Raw genomic sequence first — 3,972 nt, 5'->3', positions numbered from 1 at the left:
CTCAACTTATACTTAGATTTACATCTCTCATTATACACGCTCGATGATTTACAAATCATTTGCGATCGCTATATCTTGTTTTTACCTAAATATTGCTCAGAAATGAATCCCATAGAATTGGAGTGGCAACACATCAAAAAAGATGAGCTAGCCGGACAAATGTTTGAAGATGAATTAGAGCTAGCTTATGCCGTAATTAATGGGGTAGAAGCTAGAGGAAAAAAAGGAAACTACTCTACAAAACGCATTAAATTGAGAGCCGAGCTGGTTACTTAACATTTTGTTACATACTTACGAATTTTCCTGCCGACTTACTTAATCTTAACTTCATGACTCTTTCTGTGCCTGCTTGACTACTTCTGACTGTTTTTTTTTACGATTTAATCCCAACTTCTGTAAGGCACTACACATTGCTGTTCTGCCTACCCAATTTCCGGTCTTTTGGGCGAATAACTCACACAATTCTACCAAGGTTGCATCGGGATGTGCTGCCACTATTTCTCTTAATTGTTTTGACGCAGTATTTAAATGACTGAATCTGGGTTTACCCCTGGGTTTAGGCTGTAAATTTCCCTCGATTTTTTGTTGCTTGACAAGTTTTTGAACTAAGCTTTTACTGCAGGCAAATATTTCTGCTGTTTTTCTGATCGACAGCTTCTGTTCTAAATGGGCTGCTACTATTTTGGCTCGCAAATATACTGAGTATGCTTTCATTGGTATATTATTTTTAGTTGATTCTATTGTACCTCATAACATCCGGAAGTGCTGTATATAGCAATCCTCGCATCATTTGTGAGTTTCTTACTCCCTCCCCTTGGGTTCGGGGAGGGTTGGGGTGGGGTAAAAAGTTTACGACTCCTGCAAGGATTTCTATATGTGCCAATTGCCTAAGTTTTAAAAGATTTAAAAGACTCGGCTTCCTACGATCGAACTCAGGCATCGAATAAATGGCTGTTTTGGCTGCCACCGTTAGCCTAACCGCTAGCGTTTTTGCCAATATAAGAGAACAAATAACGCAGTTACAGCAGCGCAAGATCCTTGAAGCAACGGCGGGTTAACTCGATTCTTGCAGGTGCGTCATTATTGTTGCGGATGTCAATGTTTGTCGCAAAAAAGTAAACATTTTTATTCTTCTCTAAATAACCTACATACCAGCCAATCTGAGGCTTTGTTTGTTCTCCAAAATTTGCCCATCCTGTTTTGGCTCTAATTGTGTAATCGGGAGTTTGTTCAACAATTATGATGTCTTTCACCAAAGACAGCGATCGCTCAGAAAAGGGTAAGTCATTTTTGTATAGACGGCGGAGAAATTGAATTTGCTCGTTGGGTGTGATTCGCAGTTCTCCCTCTAACCAGAATTTGTCAATATCGTCTTTGTTACCGATTTTTTGGTTGCCATAACCGACTTTAGCTACCCATTTTTGCATTTGCTCGTGTCCGACTCGGCGGGCGAGAACTTGGTAAAACCAAACGGCGGAAAGTTTCATAGCTTCTCTCATATTCAAGTCTCGATTCCATGCGGGAATTTGCCTTTGAGTTCCGTCCCAAGTTAGCACGGCAATTTCATTTGAAATTACCCCTGTTTCTAAAGAAATTAGAGAGTTGAGAATCTTAAATGTAGATGCAGGTAAAAAAGCTGTGGCGTTACGCTGCGGGTTGTGTTGATAAAACCGAGCGCTATTCAAATCGTAAATTGCGATCGAGCCTTCAACTCCTAGTTCTTGAAAGTGCCGTCCAAAATTCATTGTCTCAGCAACATCTCCTCCCCGTCGTGGAGATTCTTGCACTGGAGGTGGCACGGTTAAGGCTGATTGCGGTGGCTGAACTAAAACAAAAGTAATGCAGCCTAATACAATTAAAACAACAGCGATCGCACGAGAGATTCGGTTCATAAAGTTCAATAAGTTAGCCAACTCACAGGCAGTAATGTCACAGGGGCGATCGACTTGTAAGGTGCATCTGACTTACGCTTTGTAAGAAACAATTAAGGTTTGTCCTGACGCCACCTACTATATATAGGTTGCAATTGCGTAATTTATCAACTATAAAACTGCCATAATAGTTAAGGCTACCAAACAGCTTAACTGAATTACTAAGCTGAATAACCGAAACTTGGGATCGAGACCAGCGATGTGAATCACTGAATGTACAAGCCGAAATAGGATGTACACAACAATCAGCAAATCTACTGCTGTTCCTGAAACACCCCTAACTGTTAGAAGAAAAACAACTCCCAAATACAAAGGCAGGTTTTCTATCAAGTTGGATTGTACTCGAAATAGTCGCCAAAGCAAGCTGTCATCGTTTTGTGTGCCGAAATCTTTTACAGATCCGCCCGCAGACAGATGCCGAATCCTGACTGTCAGCAGCATAACAACAACTGCGATCGTCCACAAAATGAAAATTGTTAAACCCCAGAGAGGGAAAGTCATATTTGTCGCTTCAATTTGCATCATCTTTCTACCTTGCGAAACTGCTGCTAAGACTTTAGAAAAGTTATCGGTCAAGACTCTTGTTCTGGCATTCTCATTTTTAGCTAAAACAGCTTGAGGATGCTTCGATTCTGGCTGTTTTCGGAAATCGATAGATCGCCCACCAAGCTCAAAGCAGCATCTAACCGACAAGCTGACGCTAACTAGAGTGCGATCGCATCTCCTGAGTGTCAATTCCCGCCGCTAGCAACTGAGCCTTTACAGATGGTTTTCGGCATGACGATCGCACCATCGTATCGAGCAAGTGTTCGATCGCACCCGGTAGATTCTGGCAAAAACCAGTGTGTACCCGCGATGTCTGAACGATCGTGCTGCGGGGTGCTACGAGCCAGTGAAAGCGCTCTCTGTGGGGAAGTTGACCGATCGCGCCAGATTCCTTGCCGCCTGCACAAATGATGGGAATGACTGCTAGGTGATTGCGAATCATTTCCAGATCCAACGTTGAGTCGATCGCCATCAACCGCTGTTCATCAATTTCGATACGGGCTTCGAGGAATTTTTTCGTACCGCAGGAAACGATCGCCCCGACGTTGATAAACTCCTCGCGCTCGACTTTGGGAACGACGCGGATAATGGCGTAATCATACAGAAATCGATCGGGCACTAATCGCTTCCTCCAAAAAAATATGTGGTGATTCTAGCCGATTTAGCAGGTACTCAATATAAGCATTCCGATGTTGGTTGCTATCGCTGAAAGGAGAATCTCCCACCAGCCAAGTATCAGGAATTAGTTTAACAATGTTGCGAATGATGTCCGGGGTTAGCGTTTGAGTCATCTTTGAATTTGCCGCTTCCAGCGTACTGGCAAAACGCAGTAGAACGTGGTCTTTGATTGGCGGAAAACGATCGTGGCTGCGCGAGAGATAATCTTTCCAGGTGTGGTGGAAGTAGAGGGCTGCACCGTGATCGATCAGCCAAAGCCGACGGTGCCATACCAGCATATTTGCATTGCGCGGCGTGCGATCGATGTTAGTTACAAAAGCATCGAACCAGACGATTTCTGAGGCCAAATCCGCATCGGACTTCCCCGCTATCGGGTCAAAAGTGATCGAGCCCGGGAGATAGTCGAGGGCAAGGTTGAGGCCAGCACTTGCTCGGATCAAATCTTGAATTTCCGGGTCAGGCTCAGTGCGAGCCAGTTCGGAATCGAGTTCAACAAAGACGAGTTCGGGGACTGGGAGCCCGGAGGCGCGAGCAATCTCTCCCGCGACTAACTCCGCGATCAGAGATTTGGCTCCCTGACCCGCACCGCGAAATTTGAGCACGTACAAACCATCATCATCTGCTTCGACGATCGCGGGTAGCGACCCGCCCTCGCGTAAGGGAGTGACATATCTGGTAGCAGTGACTGTTCGCAAGCTAATACTCATGCTATTTTAGATTTTATATTTGAGATTTTAGATCAATACTCCGGACAGTTTTTAGGCAGCCAGAGTACCATAAGACAAGACTGAAGGAAGATTTGGATGATTTAAAATCA

The 3,972-nt window shown here is 44.2% G+C and carries 6 protein-coding genes; 1 reads left to right on the top strand and 5 read right to left on the bottom strand.

What is annotated here, in order from left to right; translation table 11 throughout:
* A partial coding sequence (locus QUA25_RS28795; protein WP_333043081.1) for a transposase occupies window positions 1-276 on the top strand: 276 nt, incomplete at its 5' end.
* A 51-nt stretch (window positions 277-327) separates the two neighbouring features.
* Here QUA25_RS28795 and QUA25_RS28790 read toward each other — a convergent pair.
* From QUA25_RS28790 to QUA25_RS28770, 5 genes are all read right to left on the bottom strand, one after another.
* Window positions 328-714 (bottom strand): IS630 transposase-related protein, encoded by a 387-nt coding sequence (locus QUA25_RS28790; protein WP_333043080.1) that lies wholly within the window; start codon window positions 712-714, stop codon window positions 328-330.
* A gap of 305 nt (window positions 715-1,019) precedes the next feature.
* Window positions 1,020-1,892, bottom strand: coding sequence for a class D beta-lactamase (gene blaOXA / locus QUA25_RS28785; protein WP_333043079.1), 873 nt, complete (start codon window positions 1,890-1,892; stop codon window positions 1,020-1,022).
* Window positions 1,893-2,042: 150 nt separating this feature from the next.
* A complete protein-coding gene (locus QUA25_RS28780; protein WP_333043078.1) occupies window positions 2,043-2,666 on the bottom strand; it encodes an MAPEG family protein in 624 nt (207 codons plus the stop codon).
* Window positions 2,632-3,096: a DUF3037 domain-containing protein gene (locus QUA25_RS28775; protein WP_333043077.1), complete on the bottom strand. Its 465-nt coding sequence runs from the start codon at window positions 3,094-3,096 to the stop codon at window positions 2,632-2,634. Before QUA25_RS28775 ends, QUA25_RS28780 begins: the two co-directional genes overlap by 35 nt.
* Entirely contained in the window at window positions 3,074-3,862 is a 789-nt protein-coding gene (locus QUA25_RS28770; RefSeq protein WP_333043076.1) for a HipA family kinase, read from the bottom strand. Before QUA25_RS28770 ends, QUA25_RS28775 begins: the two co-directional genes overlap by 23 nt.
* Window positions 3,863-3,972 lie beyond the last annotated feature (110 nt).

Origin of the sequence: Microcoleus sp. Pol17C6, assembly GCF_036701145.1 — a bacterium.
Classification (GTDB): domain Bacteria; phylum Cyanobacteriota; class Cyanobacteriia; order Cyanobacteriales; family Microcoleaceae; genus Microcoleus.
This window is presented reverse-complemented; position numbering and strand designations above follow the sequence as displayed.